This window comes from Pseudomonas sp. 05N432 (assembly GCF_056396945.1).
The window spans coordinates 161,326-181,220 of the sequence record NZ_JBFTMM010000017.1 but is presented as its reverse complement, the minus strand read 5'-3'; the positions used below and the strand labels follow the sequence as shown (position 1 = coordinate 181,220).

The window sequence follows — 19,895 nt, the reverse complement described above, 5'->3', positions numbered from 1 at the left end:
TCGCCGTAAGGGCGAAACCCTAAGCGGCCGTTACCGCAGAAATGGATATGTACACCTGCGGGAGGTTGGTCGGCTGTCAGGCCGTCATCGCGAGCAGGCTCGCTCCCACAGTTGAACGGTGTACATCTGCAAGAGATGGGTCGGCTGTCCGGCCGCTATCGCGGGCAAGCCCGGCTCCCACAGTAGATCTGTGTACATCTGCGGGAGATGGGCCGGCTGTCCGGCCGCCATCGCGAGCAAGCTCGGTTCCCACAGGAGATGGGGCGGCCAGACCAGACTCAATCGTTGACCAGTTTCCCAACCCGTATCGCCTCCCGCCCCGCCACCTTCGCCTGCCAGATCCCCGGCTGCGTATACCGCCCGCGATCCAGCGCAAACAACACCCCGCTGGTCCCGGCACACACCACCGTCACCCGATCACTCAACGGATCGACCACCTCAAACAACGCATCGCCCTTCTCGACCCACTCCCCCACCTCACGCAGAAAACTCACCACCCCGTGATGCGGTGCAAACAGATACTCGGTCCCCTCGAGCGGCATCCCCTCACAACACTCATCCGGCGCTTGCGGCCACTGCCCGGCAATAAAACCCTGCTCCGCCAGGAACCCGAGGATCGCCTCGCAACTGGCCTGAGCCTGATCAACCCGCGTGTCACCCATGCTCCCCAACTCCAGCGTCGTCGCCAGGTTGGCCGGTGGAATCGACGCCTCTGGAAACGCCTTGGCCAGCCGCAACCACGGCGACGAACAGGACTCATCGAACGAACTGCCACCGGAGTCTTCGCACAACAACGCCACACCGGCCTTCAATCGTGCCGCCAGGGACTGCCAACGCGGCCAATGTTGCGGCAGCGCATAAAGATGGATGGCCGCCTCGAAATCGCAATGCAGATCCAGGGTGATCTCAGCTTCACAGGCATGCCGCAACAGCAAACGATGCAGGGCTTCCAGTTGTGAAGCCGGAGCCGGTAACCGGTCGAGAACCTGACCCATGGTCTGACGGATCAACGCGATGTTGGCCTCGGCGTCGTTGCCCAACTGCGAACCGATCAACTCCCCCACCGGCCCGCTGAGTTCATAGAACGCCCGGTTGAAATTTTTCCCGCTGCCCAGCTCAAAACGGCCCATATGGGCGCTTTGCAGATGCTGGTCCAGGCCAATCGGGTTGGCCACCGGCACCAGTTCGATAACACCGTTGAGCTGGCCCTGTGCTTCAAGTTCGGTGAGACGCTTCTTCAACTCCCAGGCCGTGCGCATGCCCGGCAGTTCATCGGCGTGCAGGCTGGCCTGAATGTAGACCTTGCGCGAACCCGCGCCAAAACGAAACACGCTGAGGCTGCGCTCGGTGCCGAGGTGGCTCCAGGGCAGTTGATGGTCGATACGTTGCATGGCGGGCTCCTACAGAAAATGTGTGAGGCGAGGACATTCAAAGGTGCATAAAAAAGGCGGCCATCGCGTCAACGATAGCCACCTTTTTGAACGGTGAAATTACTTGCCGTAAACGTCGAACTTGAAGTACTTGTCCTGCACTTGCTTGTACTTGCCGTTGGTGCGGATTTCGTTGATGGCTGTGTTGAACTTGTCCGCCAGCTCTTTATCGCCTTTGCGCACGGCAATACCGGCACCACCGCCGAAGTACTTGGCATCTTCGTATTCCGGGCCAACGAACGCGAAGCCTTTGCCGGCGTCGGTTTTCAGGAAGCCGTCGTCAAGGTTGACCGAGTCAGCCAGCATCGCGTCGAGGCGACCGGAGGTCATGTCCAGGTTGGCTTCCTGCTGGGAGCCGTAGCGCACCAGGTTGATCCCGGCCGGCACCAGCACTTCAGTGGCGAAGCGGTCGTGAGTACTGGCGCGCAGCACACCGACTTTCTTGCCCTTGAGTTCGGTCAGCGGGTCCTTGATGGCGGTACCTTCCTTCATCACGAAACGTGCCGGGGTGTGGTAGTACTTGATCGTGAAGTCGACGTTCTTCTTGCGGTCGTCGGTGATGGTCATGGACGACAGGATCGCGTCGATCTTCTTGACCTTCAGCGCCGGGATCAGACCATCGAACTCTTGTTCGACCCAGGTACATTTGACCTTCATCTGCTCACACAGCGCATCGCCGATGTCCACGTCAAAGCCGCTGAGTTTGCCTTCAGGTGTCTTGAACGAGAACGGTGGGTAGCCGGCTTCGATCCCCAGACGGATCGGCTTGGCATCTTCGGCTACGGCCGACAGGGACAACACGGACAGTGCCAGAGCACCGAACATCACTAGCTTCTTCATTTATAACTCCTGTGTGCGGAGACTCTTATTGGCAGCATTCGATTAGTAGCTTGTGGCTGGTAAAAATCGAAGTGGCCGGCAGTCTAGAGCTGCACTCAAGATGCGAATTGTGTTTAAGCGACAAATCGTTATAGAAAATAAGCCAAGGTATTTCTCGCAGTAATAGCCTGCGCCAACGCGGTGCAACGACCTTCAGAAAGGTCTGGTTTTCAGTCAAGATGCCGCACGTTCCGACGGAAAAAGCCGACCATACCTCCCTCCGCCACCAGAGAGCCGCGCCATGCCCAAGCAATCGACCTCGCTGAACCTGATCCAGCACCACCCCGCCGAAGGTCCGGGCGCCATTGATGACTGGGCCGAGTCCCGGGGGCTGACGCTGAAGGTGTTTCGCGCGGACCTTGGTCAGCTGCCACCCGCAGGCGCTGCGCCGGTGATTATTCTGGGCGGGCCTTACGAGGCCAATGCAGGTCCGCAATGGCTGGCAGAAGAGCGCAAGTGGCTGGCGGCAAGCATCTCGCAAGGCGCGCCGGTGTTCGCCATTTGCCTGGGTGCGCAATTGCTGGCCCTGAGCCTGGGCGGGAATGTGCGGCGAATGGCCCGGACCGAAACGGGCTGGACCCAGGTTACGTTCGCTGACGGGTCCGCACTGAACGTACTGGAATGGCATGAAGATGCGATCGATCTGCCACCCGACGCCCGATTGCTGGCCAGCAGCGCCCAGTGTGAGCAGCAGATGTACGCCGTCGGCTCGACCCGCGTGGGATTGCAGTTTCATCCGGAATGGAACGCCGAGTCGGTAGCGCTACTCAATGCCCACTTCGGCGTAGAGTCCCCCCTGCCCCGCGATCAAGACGACAGCGCCGCCTACCGCCTAGTGTTCGACTGGTTGCAGGCGACGCTGGATGAGTGGCATGCAAAAAACCTGTAGCAGCTGTCGAGCCTGCGAGGCTGCGTTCGGCTCGGTCCGCGCTCGGGCGGAGCAGTCGTTGAATCAGGCATTGTGCTCTTCCTGGCAAACCGCGGATTCAGGATTTGCGAGGACTTCGTCCTCGAACGCAGCCTCGCAGGCTCGACAGCTGCTACGGCGTGTTGTGATCAGCACTCGCATCCGATTGCAGCGCTGGCTGGCCGTTCAACCGGGTGGCTCAGTTCAAAGCCTTCATCCAGCCATCCGGTCACTCCACCGATCATTTCCTTGACCGGGTATTCCAGCGCCGCGAGCTTCACCGCAGCCTTGTTCGCGCCGTTGCAGTGCGGACCGGCGCAATACACCACGAACAGCGTGGTTTTCGGGTAAGCCGCCAATACTTCAGCACTGATCAAGCGCCCAGGAATGTTGATCGCGCCCGGCACATGTCMGCGTTCGAACGCCAGTGGACCCCGTACGTCCACCAGAATGAAGTCCACGTCACCCGCCTGCTGGCTGCCAAAGACGTCGGAACAGTCGGTTTCAAAGGTCAGGCGGTTGCTGAAATGCATCAGGGCAACGGCGGATGGGGCGGCAGGAATTTCGCGAACCAGGCTGGTCATGGGTGCTCTCCAAAGCGTGTGTGGGCGTGAGAGGACTGTATCCAACTCGCCGATACCGCTACAGTGGCGCACAAGACACTCACTGGGAATTTTCCGCCAAATGCACACTGAACCCGGATTAGTCGCGATTCTGGCCTACGACGGTCTCTGCACCTTCGAGTTCGGGATTGCCGTGGAGATCTTCGGGCTGGCACGGCCAGAGTTCGACTTTCCTTGGTACGAACACCGGATCGTCGCTGTCGATCAGGGGCCGATGCGCGCCATGGGCGGCATTCAGGTATTGGCGGACGGCGGCATGGAACTGCTGGACACCGCGCGGACCATCATCATTCCCGGTTGGCGCAGCCGCACTGAACCAGTGCCTGAAGCGCTGCTTTCGGCCCTGCGTCAGGCGCATGCCCGAGGCGCGCGGCTGCTGTCGATCTGCTCCGGGGTGTTTGTACTCGCAGCCACGGGGTTGCTCGACGGGCTGAGCGCAACGACTCACTGGCGTTATACCGAGGAGCTGGCCGAGCGTTTCCCGAACATTCTGGTCGACCCCGACGTGCTGTATGTCGATGCAGGTCAATTGATCACCTCCGCCGGCAGCGCCGCCGGTATTGACGCGTGCCTGCACCTGGTGGCGCGGGACTTTGGCACCCTGGTCGCCAACTCGGTGGCACGCCGGTTGGTGATGTCGCCGCAACGCACTGGCGGGCAGGCACAGTTCATTCCCGCCCCCGTCAGCCGCACACCCCGCAGTGATCTGTCGCGCGTCATGCAGTGGGCCCGCGAACGCCTGCATGAACCATTGGGTGTACGCGAACTGGCGAGCCAGGCCGCCATGAGCGAGCGAACTTTTTTACGACGATTCAGCGAAGCCACCGGTGCCTCGCCCAAATCCTGGCTGCAACAACAACGGCTGGCACGCGCCCGGGAACTGCTGGAAAGCAGCGCGCACAACACCGAGTCCATCGCGCTGCAATGTGGTTACCGTTCGGTGGAGAGTTTTCGCGTGGCGTTTCGCAGCGTGGTCGGGCTACCGCCGTCGGTGTATCGGGAGCGGTTTGGCCGCGAAGTGAAAACGCTGTCGATGTGAGGGGTGATTGCAAACGCACTCACCCGCAAACGCAGCAGCACTGTGTTTGCGGGTGAGGTACAGCGCCGAAGCTTAGTGTCCGCTGCGCAGCATTTCATTCGGCACATATTTGCCAATTTCAAACTTGCCGATCGCTGCGCGGTGCACTTCGTCCGGGCCATCGGCCAGACGCAGCGTACGTTGCATGGCGTACATGTAGGCCAGCGGGAAATCATTTGAAACGCCCGCACCACCGTGGATCTGAATCGCCCGGTCGATCACCTTCAAGGCCACGTTCGGCGCCACCACCTTGATCTGGGCGATTTCGCTTTTCGCCACTTTGTTACCCACGGTGTCCATCATGTAGGCAGCCTTGAGGGTCAGCAGCCGCGCCATGTCGATTTCCATCCGCGAATCGGCGATCTTGTCGATATTGCCGCCCAAGCGTGCCAGCGGTTTACCGAAGGCGGTGCGGTTGATCGAGCGCTTGCACATCAATTCCAGTGCGCGCTCCGCCATGCCGATCGAGCGCATGCAGTGGTGTATCCGGCCTGGGCCAAGGCGCCCCTGGGCGATCTCGAAACCACGGCCCTCACCCAACAACACGTTTTCATAAGGTACACGGACGTTCTCGAACAGCACTTCGGCGTGACCGTGAGGCGCGTCGTCGTAACCGAACACCGGCAGTGGACGGACGATCTTCACGCCAGGCGTATCCACCGGCACCAGGATCATCGAGTGCTGCTGGTGGCGCGGTGCGTCAGGGTTGCTCAGGCCCATGAAAATCAGGATTTTGCAGCGTGGATCGCACGCGCCGGAGGTCCACCACTTCTTGCCGTTGATCACCCACTCGTCGCCATCACGCACCGCACGGGCGGCCATGTTGGTGGCATCGGAGGACGCCACGTCCGGCTCGGTCATGGCGAACGCCGAGCGGATCTCGCCACGCAGCAGCGGTTCCAGCCAGCGCTGCTTCTGCTCTTCATTGGCGTAGCGCACCAACACTTCCATGTTGCCGGTATCCGGCGCCGAGCAGTTGAACGGCTCAGGTCCGAGCAAGGAGCGGCCCATGATTTCCGCCAATGGTGCGTATTCCAGGTTGGTCAGGCCGGCGCCCAGTTCGGATTCCGGCAAAAACAGGTTCCACAAGCCTTCAGCCTTGGCCTTGTTTTTCAGCTCTTCCATGATCGCCGTCGGCTGCCAGCGATCGCCTTCAGCGACCTGACGTTCGAACACTGCTTCGGCAGGATAAACATACGCATCCATGAACGCAGTCACGCGCTCACGCAGTTCCTGGACCTTGGGGGAATAGGCGAAATCCATGGGCAGCTACCTTTTTTGACGAGGTGTTGAAGACGTTGTTGAGGTCATGAATCGATGCTAGATCAGCGTTGATAATTTACCTAGCCTATTCTCGGCGTGTATTAACATTCATCACCGATATATGATCGACTGATCGAGCCCTCCTGCCCCTATAACAAGAGCTAGAGCAAAAACGCCATGAATCTAAGCAAGGTCGACCTCAATCTTTTCATCGTCTTTGACGCGATCTACACCGAAGCCAACCTGACCCGCGCCGGGCAAATTGTCGGCATTACCCAGCCTGCGGTGTCGAACGCTCTGGCCCGCCTGCGCGAGACCTTCAACGACCCATTGTTCGTGCGTACCGCCCAGGGCATGGTGCCCACGCCCATGGCGCAAAACATCATCGGTCCGGTGCGCAACGCACTATCGCTGCTGCGGGTATCGGTGCAGGAAAGCCGGATTTTCAACCCGTTGCAGGCGGTCAAGACCTATCGCATCAGCATGACCGACCTCACCGAGGCGGTGATCCTGCCGCCGCTGTTCCAGCGCCTGCGACGCCTGGCGCCGACGGTGATCATTGAGAGTTTTCTGTCGAAACGCCGCGAGACCACCAAGGAGCTCGCCGCTGGCCGCCTGGACTTTGCCGTCGATGCCCCGCTCAACACCGACCCGCAAGTGCGCCACGTCAAGTTGATGGAAGACCGTTATGTGTGCGCCATGCGCAAGGGTCATCCGATGGCGAGCAAGGAAAAATTCTCCCTCGACGACTACCTGTCACTGACCCATGTGCACATTTCCAGCCGCCGCAGCGGCCTGGGTTATGTCGACCTGGCCTTGGGCAAAATGGGCATCCAGCGCAAGATCGCCCTGCGCTCGCAACATTACCTGATGGCCTCCCAGGTGTTGCAGCAAACCGATATGGTGATGACCGTGCCGGAGCGTTTTGCCCGGCGTCATGACCTGCACGCCTTCTATCTGCCGGTCAATGATGTGCCGCCGGTGGAGACCCACCTCTACTGGCACGAAAGCACCGATCAGGACCCGGCCAACCGCTGGATGCGCGAGCAGATGATCGAGTTGTGCCAGCAAGTGACGGCGCATGAGAAGAAGCTCGACAAGCAGTTGGCTTGAGGAAGGTTGAAGGATTGCAGGCTGCGCACTGTAAAGGCATATGCCTGCGATTTTTTCCTCCTTGACGTTTACGTCAACCTGACATTAGCTTAGCGCCATGACCTCTTTTTCGAGCGCGCCCATGAGCAGCCAGACCTATAGCATTTCCGACCTCGCCCGCGAGCTCGACATCACCACTCGCGCCATTCGCTTTTACGAAGAGCAAGGCCTGCTCAGCCCTGAGCGTCGCGGCCAGGAACGTATCTATTCGCCACGCGACAAGGTCAGCCTGAAGCTGATCCTGCGTGGCAAGCGCATCGGTTTTTCCCTGGCCGAATGCCGCGAGCTGATCGAGCTCTACGATCCCTCCAGCGGCAATCAGAAACAGCTGCACAGCATGCTGGCGAAAATCACCGAGCGCCGTGAACAGCTTGAACAGCAACTGCTGGACATCGAGCAGATGAAACTGGAACTCGACACCGCCGAAGAACGCTGTATCCAGGCGCTGGAGCAGACGATCAAGAGCCAGCAGCCGGTTTAGCAGGTCTACGCAATCCACTGTGGGAGCGAGCTTGCTCGCGATGAGGGTGTGACATTCAACATTGATGCTAGCCGAGAGTCCGCCATCGCGAGCAGGCTCGCTCCCACAAGATTCTCTGAACATTCAAGCAATCACAACAGGTCCATTGCCATGTCCCTCCCCACCCACGTACGCCTGATCGAAGTCGGCCCACGCGATGGCTTGCAGAACGAAGCCCAACCCATCAGCGTTGCGGACAAGGTGCAGTTGGTCGATGCGCTCAGCGCTGCTGGCCTCGGCTATATAGAAGTCGGCAGTTTCGTTTCGCCGAAATGGGTACCGCAAATGGCCGGCTCGGCCGAGGTTTTCGCACAGATCCAGCGCAAGCCCGGGGTGACCTATGGCGCACTGGCGCCGAACCTGCGCGGGTTCGAAGACGCGGTGGCTGCCGGGGTCAAGGAAGTCGCCGTGTTCGCCGCCGCGTCCGAAGCCTTCTCGCAACGCAACATCAATTGCTCGATCAGCGAAAGCCTGGCGCGCTTCGTGCCGATCATGGACGCCGCCCGGCAACACGGGGTCAGTGTGCGCGGCTACGTGTCCTGTGTGCTCGGCTGCCCTTACGAAGGTGACGTAGCGCCTGAACAAGTCGCCCTGGTTGCACGCGAGCTGTACGCCATGGGCTGCTACGAGGTCTCCCTCGGTGACACCATCGGTACCGGCACCGCTGGCGCAACGCGCAAGATGTTCGAAGTGGTTTCAGCCGACGTACCACGGGACAAACTGGCCGGGCATTTCCACGACACTTACGGTCAGGCCATGGCCAACATCTATGCCAGCCTGCTGGAAGGGATTGCGGTGTTCGACAGTTCCATCGCCGGCCTCGGTGGCTGCCCATACGCCAAGGGCGCCAGCGGTAACGTCGCCACCGAAGACGTGTTGTACCTGCTCAACGGCCTGGGTATCGAGACTGGCGTCGACATGGACAAACTGATTCTGGCCGGCCAGCAGATTTGCAACGTCCTGGGCCGTCCCACCGGTTCACGCGTGGCCAAGGCCCGCAGCGCGAAGTGATGTGTCGGCGGTGTTACCGCAACCGCAACAAAACGAGTAACACGGAAACAACCTGACCGAATTTTCATGAACGATTTGTCCTACAAAATTCTAAGTTGTTGTTTTTAAAGCACTTTAAAAAGTTGGCATGGCTTCTGCTATCTCTATGGCATAACAAGAATAAAAAGCAGCAAACCTAATAAAAATAWGACGTAACGACTCTGACATAACAAAAACAACACGGCAGAGACGCAGCTAACAGATTTTTTTGGAGAAGGTGTGCTTTTCAGGGTGCTGCTTGCAGTAACCCGCAACCGGGCAGAGAACAATAAAACTACCTTCAGGTAGCTCCCGAACTGGTTGGATCGCTTGGCGAAAAAGCAGATCAGCGCTCAAAAAAATACGTTTGCTCTTGACCCCGGATGGGGGTCGCCCGAAACAGCGGTAAAGGGTCACGGTTGCCAAAAACAACAACAGACCGCCCCTTAATAATAAAAAAAGAGCAGGCAACGACAAATTAAAGGGGAGCTTCGGCTCCCCTTTGTGCTGTCTGGCATTTGAGTTTTGGCCGCGCATCCTGTGGGAGCGGGCTTGCTCCCACAGGACTGTCGTTAGCCTTTATTGGCTTTCAGCTCTTCGATACTGATCTCGCGCATCCGGAACTTCTGGATCTTGCCGGTCACAGTCATCGGAAACTCCTCGACGAACTTGAAGTAGCGTGGCGTCTTGAAGTGCGCGATGCGTTCTTTGCACCAGGCTTGCAGCTCTTGCTCGCTCACGCTGTGGCCGGGGTGGAACTTGATCCAGGCAACGATCTCCTCACCGTACTTCTCGCATGGAATGMCGACGATCTGCACATCCGCTACCGCAGGATGGGTGAAGAAAAACTCTTCCAGCTCTCGTGGGTAAATGTTCTCGCCACCACGAATGATCATGTCCTTGTTACGTCCGGCGATGCAGACGTAACCCTCTTCGTTCATAGTCGCCAGATCTCCGGTGTGCATCCAGCCAGCCTGATCGATCGCCTCGGCCGTGCCTTGCGGGTTGTTCCAGTAACCGAGCATCACACTATAACCGCGAGTGCACAGTTCACCGATGGTCCCACGGGGCACCAGATTGCCCGCCTCATCAATGATTTTGCTTTCCAGCTGCGGCTGGGTGCGGCCAACCGTGGTGACGCGCAACTCCAAATCGTCTGACGGACCGGTCTGTAACGACACCGGACTGGTTTCCGTCATGCCATAGGCAATCTGCACTTCGCTCATATGCATTTCGCTGATGACCCGACGCATGACTTCAATCGGGCACGTTGCCCCGGCCATGATCCCGGTACGCAACGTCGACAGGTCGAACTCTGCACGGCGCGGTTGATCGAGCATGGCGATGAACATGGTCGGCACACCGTACAACGCGGTGGCTTTCTCTTGCGCAACAGTGGTCAACGTCAACAATGGGTCGAAGGCGTCGTTGGGGTAAATCATGGTGCTGCCATGGGTGATGCAACCCAAGTTACCCATGACCATGCCGAAGCAGTGATACAGCGGCACCGGGATCACCAGGCGATCATTGGCCGTCAGACCAAGGCTTTCGCCAACCATGTAGCCGTTGTTGAGGATATTGTAGTGACTGAGGGTCGCGCCCTTGGGGAAACCGGTGGTGCCAGAGGTGTATTGAATGTTCACCGCCTGGTCGAAATGCAGGCTGTTTTGCCGTGCCTTGAGCTGTTCAACTGGCACCCCTGCGCCAAGATCCGCCAGTTGCGACCACGGCAAAAAGCCTGATGGCGGCTGCGCGTCGAGACTGATCACGCCGCGTAAATCCGGCAAGCGCTCAGAGTGCAGACGGCCAATGGATTGCTCGGCCAGTTCTGGTGCCAGGCCTTGAAGCATGGCGTGGTAATCGGATGTCTTGAATGAACCGGCACACACCAGCCATTGGCAGCCGGACTGCTTCAACACGTACTCGAGTTCGGAACTGCGATAGGCCGGATTGATGTTGACCAGAATCACGCCAATCTTCGCGCTGGCAAACTGGCTGATGCACCACTGCGCGCAGTTTGGCGCCCAGATGCCGAGACGGTCCCCCGTTTGTAAACCCAGCGCCAATAACGCTCTGGCGTGCAAATCGACCGCTTCGGCCAATTGCGCCCAGCTGTAGCGAAGTTGCTGATGACGCACCACCAATGCTTCGCCCTGAGGGCACTTTGCGACTGTGTTATCGAACGCCTGACCAATGGTCATCGCCAGCAAGGCTTTGTCCTGTGAACCACGGCTGTAGCTGTGCTGTGGGGGAGCACTGTGTTGATCCATGACGACCCCTATTGTCTTTTTTAGTGGGTGAGACGGTTGAACCTTTGCCGGCGACAGACTTGGCTGTTCCTACGCAAACGGTTCGTTTTTCAACCTCGAAACTGCCTCTACTCTCGCTCAAGTTGACGTTAACGTAAAGGATGATTGACAGCCATTCGTCACAGGCTTACGTTAACGTAAAGGTGACAGTCGATTCGGCGCGCTGTGCAGGCCGATTCTCCATTTATAAAAACAAGTTTGAAGGTGCCCCCATGAGCTATCCGACCCTGAACTTTGCCCTCGGCGAAACCATCGACATGCTGCGTGACCAGGTCCGCGCCTTCGTCAGTAAAGAGATCGCCCCGCGCGCAGCACAGATCGATATCGATAACCTGTTCCCGGCTGACTTGTGGCGTAAATTCGGCGACATGGGGTTGCTGGGGATTACCGTTCCAGAAGAATACGGCGGTGCCGGCCTGGGCTATCTGGCGCACGTGGTGGCCATGGAAGAAATCAGCCGAGGCTCGGCCTCGGTCGCCCTGTCCTACGGCGCGCATTCCAACCTCTGCGTCAACCAGATCAACCGCAACGGCACCCACGAACAGAAAGCCAACTACCTGCCGAAGCTGATCAGTGGCGAGCACATCGGCGCCCTCGCCATGAGCGAGCCGAACGCCGGCTCCGACGTGGTTTCGATGAAACTGCGCGCCGACAAACGTGGCGACCACTATGTGCTCAATGGCAGCAAGACCTGGATCACCAACGGCCCGGACGCCAACACTTACGTGATCTACGCCAAGACCGATCTGGAAAAGGGTCCGCACGGGATCACCGCATTTATCGTCGAACGCGACTGGAAAGGTTTCAGCCGCAGCAACAAATTCGACAAGCTCGGCATGCGCGGTTCGAACACCTGCGAGCTGTTCTTCGATGACGTTGAAGTCCCGGAAGAAAACATCCTGGGCGTGCTCAACGGTGGCGTGAAAGTGCTGATGAGCGGCCTCGACTATGAGCGCGTGGTGCTCTCCGGCGGGCCAACCGGGATCATGCAGGCCTGCATGGACCTCATCGTTCCGTACATCCACGACCGCAAACAGTTCGGCCAAAGCATCGGCGAATTCCAGCTGATCCAGGGCAAGGTCGCCGACATGTACACCCAGCTCAATGCCAGCCGCGCCTACCTGTACGCAGTGGCTCAAGCCTGCGAGCGTGGCGAAACCACCCGCAAGGACGCTGCCGGCGTAATCCTTTACAGCGCTGAACGCGCCACGCAAATGGCCCTCGATGCGATCCAGATTCTGGGCGGTAACGGCTACATCAACGAATTCCCGGCAGGCCGTCTGCTGCGTGACGCCAAGCTGTATGAAATTGGTGCGGGAACCAGTGAGATCCGTCGCATGCTGATCGGTCGCGAACTCTTCAACGAAACCCGCTAACGGAGCTGTCCATGGCAATCCTGCACACCCAGCTCAACCCTCGTTCGGCGGAGTTCGCGGCCAACAGCGCGGCGATGCTTGCCCAGGTCGACGCGCTGCACACCCTACTCGCCCAGGTCCAGCAAGGCGGCGGCGCCAAGGCCCAGGAACGGCATACCTCACGCGGCAAACTGCTGCCCCGTGAGCGGATCAATCGCCTGCTCGACCCTGGTTCGCCCTTTCTGGAAATCAGCCAACTGGCCGCTTACGAAGTCTATGGTGAAGAGGTTCCCGCCGCTGGAGTGATCGCCGGCATTGGCCGGGTCGAAGGCGTCGAATGCATGATCGTCGCCAACGACGCGACCGTGAAAGGCGGTTCGTACTACCCGCTGACGGTGAAAAAGCACCTGCGCGCCCAGACCATCGCCCAACAGAATCGCCTGCCGTGCATCTACCTGGTCGACTCCGGCGGCGCCAACCTGCCGCGTCAGGATGAAGTGTTCCCGGACCGCGAGCACTTCGGGCGGATCTTCTTCAACCAGGCCAACATGAGCGCCATGGGCATCCCGCAGATCGCTGTGGTCATGGGCTCCTGCACCGCCGGCGGCGCCTATGTGCCGGCCATGGCCGATGAAGCGATCATGGTCCGTCAGCAGGCGACGATTTTCCTTGCCGGCCCGCCGCTGGTGAAAGCCGCGACCGGTGAAGTGGTCAGCGCCGAAGACCTGGGCGGTGCCGATGTGCACTGCAAGATTTCCGGTGTGGCCGACCACTATGCCGACAGCGACGAACACGCACTGGCCCTGGCCCGACGCAGCGTTGCCAACCTCAACTGGCGCAAACTGGGTGAACTGCAACAACTTACGCCAATCGCACCGCTCTACAGCAGCGACGAGTTGTACGGCGTGGTGTCGGCCGATGCCAAGCAACCGTTCGATGTGCGTGAAGTGATTGCGCGACTCGTGGACGGCTCAGTGTTCGACGAGTTCAAGGCGCTGTTCGGTACGACACTGGTCTGTGGTTTTGCACACCTGCACGGCTACCCGATCGCGATTCTTGCGAACAACGGCATCCTCTTCGCCGAAGCTGCGCAGAAAGGTGCGCACTTCATCGAACTGGCCTGCCAGCGCGGGATTCCCTTGCTGTTCTTGCAAAACATTACCGGCTTCATGGTCGGCCAGAAGTATGAAGCCGGCGGCATTGCCAAGCACGGCGCAAAACTGGTCACCGCCGTGGCCTGCGCCAAGGTGCCGAAATTCACCGTGATCATCGGCGGCAGCTTCGGCGCCGGTAACTACGGCATGTGCGGACGGGCCTACGATCCGCGGTTCCTGTGGATGTGGCCGAACGCGCGAATCGGCGTGATGGGCGCCGAGCAAGCCGCGGGCGTGCTGGTACAGGTCAAGCGCGAACAGGCGGAACGCAGCGGTCATCCGTTCTCCGACGCCCAGGAAGCCGAGATCAAGCAACCGATCCTCGATCAGTACGAAGAACAGGGCCACCCCTACTATTCCAGCGCCCGGTTGTGGGACGACGGCGTCATTGACCCGGCGCAAACCCGCGACGTGCTGGCCCTGGCCTTGTCTGCATCGCTGAATGCACCTATCGAACCGAGCCGCTTCGGCGTGTTCCGGATGTGATCTGGAGAAAACCATGAGCGACTTCAATACCCTCGAACTGCTGACCGACCCGCGTGGTTTCGCCACGCTGTGGTTGAGTCGCGAGGCGAAAAACAACGCCTTCAACGCCGAAATGATCCGCGAACTGATCCTCGCGCTGGACAAGGTCCAGAGCAACCCGAGCCTGCGTTTTCTGCTGGTGCGTGGGCGGGGCAAGCATTTCAGCGCTGGCGCTGACCTGGCCTGGATGCAGCAATCGGCCGAACTCGATTATCACACCAACCTTGACGACGCTCGCGAGCTGGCCGAGTTGATGTACAACCTCGCCAAGCTGAAAATCCCGACGCTGGCGGTAGTCCAGGGTGCGGCCTATGGCGGCGCATTGGGCTTGATCAGTTGCTGCGACATGGCGATTGGTGCCGATGACGCGCAATTCTGCCTGTCGGAAGTGCGCATCGGCCTGGCACCGGCGGTGATCAGCCCTTTCGTTGTGCAAGCCATCGGCGAACGGGCCGCACGCCGTTATGCGCTGACCGCTGAACGTTTCACTGGCCAACGTGCTCAGGAAATCGGCCTGCTCAGCGAAAGCTATCCGGCCAGCGAACTGGAGTCTCAGGTCGAACAATGGATCAACAATCTGTTGCTCAACAGCCCGCACGCCATGCGCTCAAGCAAGGAGCTGCTGCGTGAAGTCGGCAACGGAGCCCTGAACCCGGCGTTGCGCCGCTATTGTGAAAACGCGATCGCCCGAATTCGCGTCAGTCCTGAAGGTCAGGAAGGCTTGCGGGCGTTCCTGCAGAAGCGTCCGCCAAGTTGGCAGCCTGAATCCACCACCAAGGAGCTGCGTTGATGAGCGCCCCTGTTCTCACCACCTTGCTGGTGGCAAACCGTGGCGAAATTGCCTGCCGAGTGATGCGTACCGCCAAGGCGCTGGGCCTGACCACCGTGGCCGTGCACAGCGCCACCGATCGCGATGCGCGGCACAGCCGCGAGGCAGACATCCGCGTCGACCTGGGTGGCAGCAAAGCGGCTGACAGCTACCTGCAAATCGACAAACTGCTCGCTGCCGCCAAGGCCAGCGGCGCTCAGGCGATTCACCCGGGTTATGGCTTTCTCTCGGAGAACGCCGGATTCGCGCGCGCCATTGAAGCCGCCGGTTTGATTTTCCTCGGCCCACCCGCTTCGGCCATTGACGCCATGGGCAGCAAATCCGCCGCCAAAGCCTTGATGGAAACCGCTGGCGTACCGCTGGTACCGGGTTATCACGGCGAAGCTCAGGACCTGGAAACCTTCCGCGATGCCGCCGAGCGCATCGGCTATCCGGTGCTGCTCAAGGCGACTGCCGGTGGCGGTGGTAAAGGCATGAAAGTGGTCGAGGACGTCAGCCAGTTGGCCGAAGCCCTGGCCTCGGCACAGCGTGAAGCGCAATCTTCGTTTGGCGATTCGCGGATGCTGGTGGAAAAGTACCTGCTCAAACCACGGCATGTGGAAATCCAGGTCTTCGCTGATCAGCACGGTAACTGCCTGTACCTCAACGAACGTGATTGCTCGATTCAACGTCGTCACCAGAAAGTCGTCGAAGAGGCGCCCGCCCCCGGCCTGAGCGCGGAACTACGCAAAGCCATGGGAGAAGCGGCCGTCCGTGCGGCGCAAGCGATCGGTTATGTCGGCGCAGGTACCGTGGAGTTTCTGCTGGATTCGCGCGGTGAGTTCTTCTTCATGGAGATGAACACGCGCCTGCAGGTCGAGCACCCGGTTACAGAAGCCATTACCGGCCTCGATCTGGTGGCGTGGCAGATTCGCGTCGCCCAAGGCGAGCCGCTGCCCATGACTCAGGCGCAGGTGCCATTGCTCGGCCATGCGATTGAAGTGCGTTTGTATGCTGAAGACCCAAGTAATGACTTCTTGCCGGCCACCGGACACCTGGCGCTATACCGCGAGTCAGCTGCGGGCCCGGGCAGGCGCGTCGACAGCGGTGTCGAGGAAGGCGACAGCATTTCGCCGTTCTATGATCCGATGCTTGGCAAGCTGATCGCCTGGGGCGAGGACCGCGAACAGGCTCGTTTGCGGCTGCTGAGCATGCTGGATGAGTTCGCTATTGGCGGGCTGAAGACCAACATCAACTTTCTGCGCCGAATCATCGGTCACCCGGCTTTCGCTGCATCTGAGCTGGATACCGGATTCATCCCACGCTATCAGGAACAATTACTGCCAGCGCCAAACGAACTCAGCAATGAGTTCTGGCAAGCCGCTGCCCAAGCCTTTGCGCAAAGCCAGGCACACCATGTACGCGCCGATGACCCGGGTTCACCATGGGCCGTTGGTAACGGTTTCCGTGCCGGCTTGCCAGCAGAAACCACGCTGCACTTAAGCTGCGAAGACCAGGACCGAGCAATCACCCTGGCCCCCGCCGACACCCGCAACGCCGAGCTCAACGGTGAGCAATTGCTGATCGAGTATCACGGCTTGCGTCGTCAGCATCGCGCCATCCGCCAGGGTGAAACCCTGTACCTGCAATGGGAAGGTGAGCTGCGCTGCATCAAACCTTACGACCCGATCGCCGCGGTCGAAGCCAGCCATAGTCATCAGGGCGGTCTGACCGCGCCAATGAATGGCAGCATCGTCCGTATATTGGTAGCGCCAGGGCAAACGGTCGAAGCCGGTGCGCAACTGGTGGTACTGGAAGCCATGAAGATGGAGCACAGCATTCGTGCGCCCCATGCAGGTGTGGTGAAGGCCTTGTATTGCCAGGAAGGCGAGATGGTCAACGAAGGCAGCGCGTTGGTGGAGCTGGAATAATCGCGGTCTGATGACAGGTCCTACGCCGTAGGACCTGTCTGACTAGAACTTGGCAGTTGCCTGCACCACTACTCCGATAATTCGGCACTCATCAGTAAACAGGACTTTCGGGTAGGTCGGGTTCAGCGGCACGAGATACCGTTGGCCACTCTCTTCGATCAACTTGCGGAACGTCGCTTCGGCGCTGTCTGGCCACTGCGCGATCACCAGTTTGCCGGGTACGGCCTCAACTGCCGGGTCGACCAGAATCAGCATGTCTTGCGCAATACTGATGCCGCTCGGTGCGGTCATCGCATCGCCGACCACGACCAGCCAGAACGCCGGGCCTTGGGCGTGATAATCCGATAACTCGTGACGTCCCTTGGCATAAGCGGCCGGCGCAGTCTCGCGCACCTCACTGATACCACGCCAGTCACTGACCGGGTAGCGGAAGTACGGGTTGTATTTTTGCGCCAGCGACACCTCGTAATCGCCCTCTTGTGCCTCGTCACTCGCAAGCTCGGGTTCCCTGATCACCAGGGCGACTTCGAGAAACCCCAGCCCCAGCTCCCGAAGCACCCGGTTCATATCCTCGAGGCTGGGCTGGCGACGCTTGTTCAGCCAATGGCCGACGCCACCCTGAGACATTGCGAGACGCTCTGCGAGCTTTTCCTGAGTGATTTTGAGTTCACTCATCTTGGCCTTGACCAACTCAATCCATTTATCCATGGGCGGAACAATACTTCGCGTAGTCGGACCCTCAACACACACATTGTAGTATTTAATTTCTCGTCATAAATACAATTTGTACTAGGATTCAAATTACTCAATCGCCCCACTCACGGAGCATTACCCACCATGGATATCACCCGCAAAGACACGGCCGAACAAGAAATCGACGCGAACTTCACCTCGCTCAAGGGCTGTGCGGCAGCCCAACGCGCCCTGGATTATTACTTGAAACCAACTGTTTCAGAATTCGAAGTCGCAGAACGATTTTTCGATGTAAACCGTAACGTCAGCAGTGAGGAAGCTCTGGTCCATGCATCGGACTTGCTGCGCTGTGCCGCCGCGACCGCTTACGAGTCGGCAGACAACCTGCATGGTGCAAGCCGCGACCTGGCATTTTCAGTGGTACACATGATCGACATGGCCAAGGCCATGGTGGACAGGTCCCTGGACGGTGACCAGAAAGGATGAGCAGGAAAACACAATTAGAGACGCTGCGATCTGACTCAGCTGCAGACGTTTGGGGCAGCCACAGGAAAATTTTCCTATAAGGCAGGTGAAAACATTTGACTTGCAAATGATAATGATTATTATTGCATGCAGCTGATCGCGAGATCAGTCGATAGACCAAGAGACCTTAGGTCGGACTCCTGGAATATCTCCTCATCAGGCTAATCACGGTTTTTGACCCGGCTTTTTGCCGGGTCTTTTTTTTGCCAGTTTTTCTGGCTATGGCTTCAGGCTAATGAAGACGGGTGCTGCTGAATTCGATGGCGCGGATGATATCAAAAGAGCATCTTTTTGCAACAGACCGCTCAAGCACGGGCTTTAGTCCACCCAAAACAGCACTTGAGAATCAATCGCAGAAACACTAAGCTGCGGCTGCGTCAAGGACGACGCCCCCCATATTATCCCCGCGCAAATTGCCCTCGGTTTTCCCACCCTTGCGTGTAAAGTAACAGCCATAAAAATCATACTCAGGAATAGATTATGACCGTGGCCCACCGCTCCTTTGAGATCACCGCCAACTTCGACAGCGGCAACATCGAGGTGCTGGATATCAGCAATCCGTTACAAGCCTTGCTGGCCATCAAACCCGATACCCGCAGTCAGCATTTCCAGTGGTTTCACTTCAAGGCCAGTGGTCTGCACGTCGGCCAGGAACATTGGTTTCGACTGAACAACGCCAGTAAATCCTCTTATAACAAGGCATGGGACGGTTACCAGGCGGTAGCCTCGTATGACCATGTCAACTGGTTCCGTGTGCCGACGATCTTTGAAGGCGACTGCCTGCGCTTCAGCCTCGAAGCCACCGAGACTCACGCCTGGTTTGCCTACTTTGAACCCTACAGCCGCGGACGCCACGATTGGCTGATCGACCAGGCGTTGAGCAAGGCTGGCACCGAACTGCTGGCCACCGGCAAAAGCGTCGAAGGCCGGGATATTCAATTGTTGCGCAAAGGCAGCGGCGCCGAGGGCCAGCGCAAGGTCTGGATCATCGCCCAGCAGCATCCTGGCGAACACATGGCCGAGTGGTTCATGGAAGGTGTCATCGAACGTCTGCAACAGCACAATGATCCCGAGTTGAACAAACTGCTGGCCAGTGCCGATTTGTACCTGGTGCCGAACATGAACCCGGACGGCGCCTTCCATGGTCACTTGCGGACCAACGCCATGGGCAAGGATCTCAACCGCGCCTGGCAGAGCGCGAGCCAGGACACCAGCCCGGAAGTACTCTTCGTTCAACAGCAAATGGAGAAGTACGGTGTCGACCTGTTCCTCGATATCCACGGCGATGAAGAAATCCCCTACGTGTTCACTGCTGGCTGCGAAGGAAACCCGGGCTATACCCCGCGAATCGCCAAGCTCGAAGAGCACTTTCGCAGTCATCTGAAACACCTGACCCGAGACTTCCAGACCACCCACGGCTACGCCCGCGACCTCCCGGGCCAGGCCAACATGACCCTGGCCTGCAACAGCGTCGGCGAGAAGTTCGATTGCCTGTCGTTTACGCTGGAGATGCCATTCAAGGACAACAACGACGCACCGAATGCCCGCACCGGCTGGTCGGGCAAGCGTTCGATGCATCTGGGCAAGGATGTGTTGTCGACGATTGCGGAGATGGTTGGCACCCTGCGTTGATGCCTCTCAATGGCTGCATGCCGGTACGACGTGCAGCCATTTTTCACTCGACGGCGCTGGTCTATTGGCTGCTGACGCTAAA

Annotated in this window: 17 protein-coding genes; 11 read left to right on the top strand and 6 right to left on the bottom strand. The window is 59.0% G+C overall.

What is annotated here, in order from left to right:
- Positions 1–278: 278 nt before the first annotated feature.
- Both AC1DHT_RS19905 and AC1DHT_RS19900 read right to left on the bottom strand, forming a co-directional pair.
- Positions 279–1,391 carry a succinylglutamate desuccinylase/aspartoacylase family protein gene (locus AC1DHT_RS19905; RefSeq protein WP_427545359.1) on the bottom strand — a complete coding sequence of 371 codons (1,113 nt, stop codon included), beginning with the start codon at positions 1,389–1,391 and terminating at the stop codon, positions 279–281.
- 99 nt (positions 1,392–1,490) lie between these two features.
- Complete coding sequence (locus tag AC1DHT_RS19900) at positions 1,491–2,270, bottom strand: ABC transporter substrate-binding protein (protein ID WP_427545357.1); 780 nt, start codon at positions 2,268–2,270, stop codon at positions 1,491–1,493.
- A gap of 280 nt (positions 2,271–2,550) precedes the next feature.
- Between AC1DHT_RS19900 and AC1DHT_RS19895 the strand changes: the two genes are divergently transcribed.
- On the top strand, positions 2,551–3,198 hold the full coding sequence (locus AC1DHT_RS19895) for a type 1 glutamine amidotransferase (protein ID WP_427545355.1): 648 nt from the start codon (positions 2,551–2,553) through the stop codon (positions 3,196–3,198).
- 167 nt (positions 3,199–3,365) lie between these two features.
- On the opposite strand, the gene AC1DHT_RS19890 is transcribed toward AC1DHT_RS19895, so the two are convergent.
- Complete coding sequence (locus AC1DHT_RS19890) at positions 3,366–3,800, bottom strand: rhodanese-like domain-containing protein (RefSeq protein ID WP_477761434.1); 435 nt, start codon at positions 3,798–3,800, stop codon at positions 3,366–3,368.
- A 100-nt stretch (positions 3,801–3,900) separates the two neighbouring features.
- On the opposite strand from AC1DHT_RS19890, the gene ftrA reads away from it, so the two are divergent.
- Positions 3,901–4,878, top strand: a complete 978-nt coding sequence (gene ftrA, locus AC1DHT_RS19885) for a transcriptional regulator FtrA (protein ID WP_427545351.1) — start codon at positions 3,901–3,903, stop codon at positions 4,876–4,878.
- A gap of 72 nt (positions 4,879–4,950) precedes the next feature.
- On the opposite strand, the gene AC1DHT_RS19880 is transcribed toward ftrA, so the two are convergent.
- Positions 4,951–6,180 carry an acyl-CoA dehydrogenase gene (locus AC1DHT_RS19880; RefSeq protein ID WP_054596576.1) on the bottom strand — a complete coding sequence of 410 codons (1,230 nt, stop codon included), beginning with the start codon at positions 6,178–6,180 and terminating at the stop codon, positions 4,951–4,953.
- A gap of 177 nt (positions 6,181–6,357) precedes the next feature.
- Between AC1DHT_RS19880 and AC1DHT_RS19875 the strand changes: the two genes are divergently transcribed.
- The 3 genes from AC1DHT_RS19875 (at position 6,358) to AC1DHT_RS19865 (ending at position 8,863) form a co-directional block, all read left to right on the top strand.
- A complete protein-coding gene (locus AC1DHT_RS19875; RefSeq protein WP_427545348.1) occupies positions 6,358–7,293 on the top strand; it encodes a LysR family transcriptional regulator in 936 nt (311 codons plus the stop codon).
- Between the two features lie 121 nt (positions 7,294–7,414).
- A complete protein-coding gene (locus tag AC1DHT_RS19870; protein WP_427545346.1) occupies positions 7,415–7,813 on the top strand; it encodes a MerR family transcriptional regulator in 399 nt (132 codons plus the stop codon).
- Positions 7,814–7,963: 150 nt separating this feature from the next.
- The gene (locus tag AC1DHT_RS19865; RefSeq protein WP_427545344.1) at positions 7,964–8,863 is read left to right on the top strand and encodes a hydroxymethylglutaryl-CoA lyase; all 900 of its coding nucleotides are present in this window, start codon (positions 7,964–7,966) and stop codon (positions 8,861–8,863) included.
- A gap of 590 nt (positions 8,864–9,453) precedes the next feature.
- On the opposite strand, the gene AC1DHT_RS19860 is transcribed toward AC1DHT_RS19865, so the two are convergent.
- Positions 9,454–11,151 (bottom strand): AMP-binding protein, encoded by a 1,698-nt coding sequence (locus AC1DHT_RS19860; protein WP_477761433.1) that lies wholly within the window; start codon positions 11,149–11,151, stop codon positions 9,454–9,456.
- Positions 11,152–11,402: 251 nt separating this feature from the next.
- On the opposite strand from AC1DHT_RS19860, the gene AC1DHT_RS19855 reads away from it, so the two are divergent.
- From AC1DHT_RS19855 to AC1DHT_RS19840, 4 genes are read left to right on the top strand one after another with little or no spacing between them, the layout of a single operon-like run.
- Positions 11,403–12,566, top strand: a complete 1,164-nt coding sequence (locus tag AC1DHT_RS19855; RefSeq protein ID WP_145015246.1) for an isovaleryl-CoA dehydrogenase — start codon at positions 11,403–11,405, stop codon at positions 12,564–12,566.
- 11 nt (positions 12,567–12,577) lie between these two features.
- Positions 12,578–14,185 carry a carboxyl transferase domain-containing protein gene (locus AC1DHT_RS19850; protein ID WP_427545339.1) on the top strand — a complete coding sequence of 536 codons (1,608 nt, stop codon included), beginning with the start codon at positions 12,578–12,580 and terminating at the stop codon, positions 14,183–14,185.
- Positions 14,186–14,198: 13 nt separating this feature from the next.
- Positions 14,199–15,014, top strand: coding sequence for a gamma-carboxygeranoyl-CoA hydratase (locus tag AC1DHT_RS19845; protein WP_427545337.1), 816 nt, complete (start codon positions 14,199–14,201; stop codon positions 15,012–15,014).
- Positions 15,014–16,963, top strand: coding sequence for an acetyl/propionyl/methylcrotonyl-CoA carboxylase subunit alpha (locus AC1DHT_RS19840; RefSeq protein ID WP_427545335.1), 1,950 nt, complete (start codon positions 15,014–15,016; stop codon positions 16,961–16,963). The genes AC1DHT_RS19845 and AC1DHT_RS19840 overlap by 1 nt, the downstream gene beginning before the upstream one ends.
- A gap of 42 nt (positions 16,964–17,005) precedes the next feature.
- Here AC1DHT_RS19840 and AC1DHT_RS19835 read toward each other — a convergent pair whose 3' ends face one another.
- The gene (locus AC1DHT_RS19835; protein WP_427545333.1) at positions 17,006–17,671 is read right to left on the bottom strand and encodes a LexA family protein; all 666 of its coding nucleotides are present in this window, start codon (positions 17,669–17,671) and stop codon (positions 17,006–17,008) included.
- Positions 17,672–17,800: 129 nt separating this feature from the next.
- Here AC1DHT_RS19835 and AC1DHT_RS19830 point away from each other — a divergent pair, with 129 nt between their 5' ends.
- Together AC1DHT_RS19830 and AC1DHT_RS19825 are read left to right on the top strand one after the other, a co-directional pair.
- Positions 17,801–18,142 (top strand): DUF6124 family protein, encoded by a 342-nt coding sequence (locus AC1DHT_RS19830; RefSeq protein ID WP_427545331.1) that lies wholly within the window; start codon positions 17,801–17,803, stop codon positions 18,140–18,142.
- Positions 18,143–18,661: 519 nt separating this feature from the next.
- Positions 18,662–19,813 carry a M14 family metallopeptidase gene (locus AC1DHT_RS19825; RefSeq protein ID WP_427545329.1) on the top strand — a complete coding sequence of 384 codons (1,152 nt, stop codon included), beginning with the start codon at positions 18,662–18,664 and terminating at the stop codon, positions 19,811–19,813.
- The last annotated feature ends 82 nt before the right edge of the window (positions 19,814–19,895 follow it).

Bases quoted from the DNA above. Each gene is read 5' to 3' on its own strand.
- AC1DHT_RS19900 (WP_427545357.1), bottom strand. From the start codon at position 2,270: ATGAAGAAGCTAGTGATGTTCGGTGCTCTGGCACTGTCCGTGTTGTCC.
- AC1DHT_RS19895 (WP_427545355.1), top strand. From the start codon at position 2,551: ATGCCCAAGCAATCGACCTCGCTGAACCTGATCCAGCACCACCCCGCC.
- AC1DHT_RS19870 (WP_427545346.1), top strand. From the start codon at position 7,415: ATGAGCAGCCAGACCTATAGCATTTCCGACCTCGCCCGCGAGCTCGAC.
- AC1DHT_RS19845 (WP_427545337.1), top strand. From the start codon at position 14,199: ATGAGCGACTTCAATACCCTCGAACTGCTGACCGACCCGCGTGGTTTC.
- AC1DHT_RS19865 (WP_427545344.1), top strand. From the start codon at position 7,964: ATGTCCCTCCCCACCCACGTACGCCTGATCGAAGTCGGCCCACGCGAT.
- AC1DHT_RS19875 (WP_427545348.1), top strand. From the start codon at position 6,358: ATGAATCTAAGCAAGGTCGACCTCAATCTTTTCATCGTCTTTGACGCG.
- AC1DHT_RS19835 (WP_427545333.1), bottom strand. From the start codon at position 17,671: ATGGATAAATGGATTGAGTTGGTCAAGGCCAAGATGAGTGAACTCAAA.
- AC1DHT_RS19825 (WP_427545329.1), top strand. From the start codon at position 18,662: ATGACCGTGGCCCACCGCTCCTTTGAGATCACCGCCAACTTCGACAGC.
- AC1DHT_RS19880 (WP_054596576.1), bottom strand. From the start codon at position 6,180: ATGGATTTCGCCTATTCCCCCAAGGTCCAGGAACTGCGTGAGCGCGTG.
- AC1DHT_RS19830 (WP_427545331.1), top strand. From the start codon at position 17,801: ATGGATATCACCCGCAAAGACACGGCCGAACAAGAAATCGACGCGAAC.
- AC1DHT_RS19850 (WP_427545339.1), top strand. From the start codon at position 12,578: ATGGCAATCCTGCACACCCAGCTCAACCCTCGTTCGGCGGAGTTCGCG.
- AC1DHT_RS19905 (WP_427545359.1), bottom strand. From the start codon at position 1,391: ATGCAACGTATCGACCATCAACTGCCCTGGAGCCACCTCGGCACCGAG.
- ftrA (WP_427545351.1), top strand. From the start codon at position 3,901: ATGCACACTGAACCCGGATTAGTCGCGATTCTGGCCTACGACGGTCTC.
- AC1DHT_RS19840 (WP_427545335.1), top strand. From the start codon at position 15,014: ATGAGCGCCCCTGTTCTCACCACCTTGCTGGTGGCAAACCGTGGCGAA.
- AC1DHT_RS19855 (WP_145015246.1), top strand. From the start codon at position 11,403: ATGAGCTATCCGACCCTGAACTTTGCCCTCGGCGAAACCATCGACATG.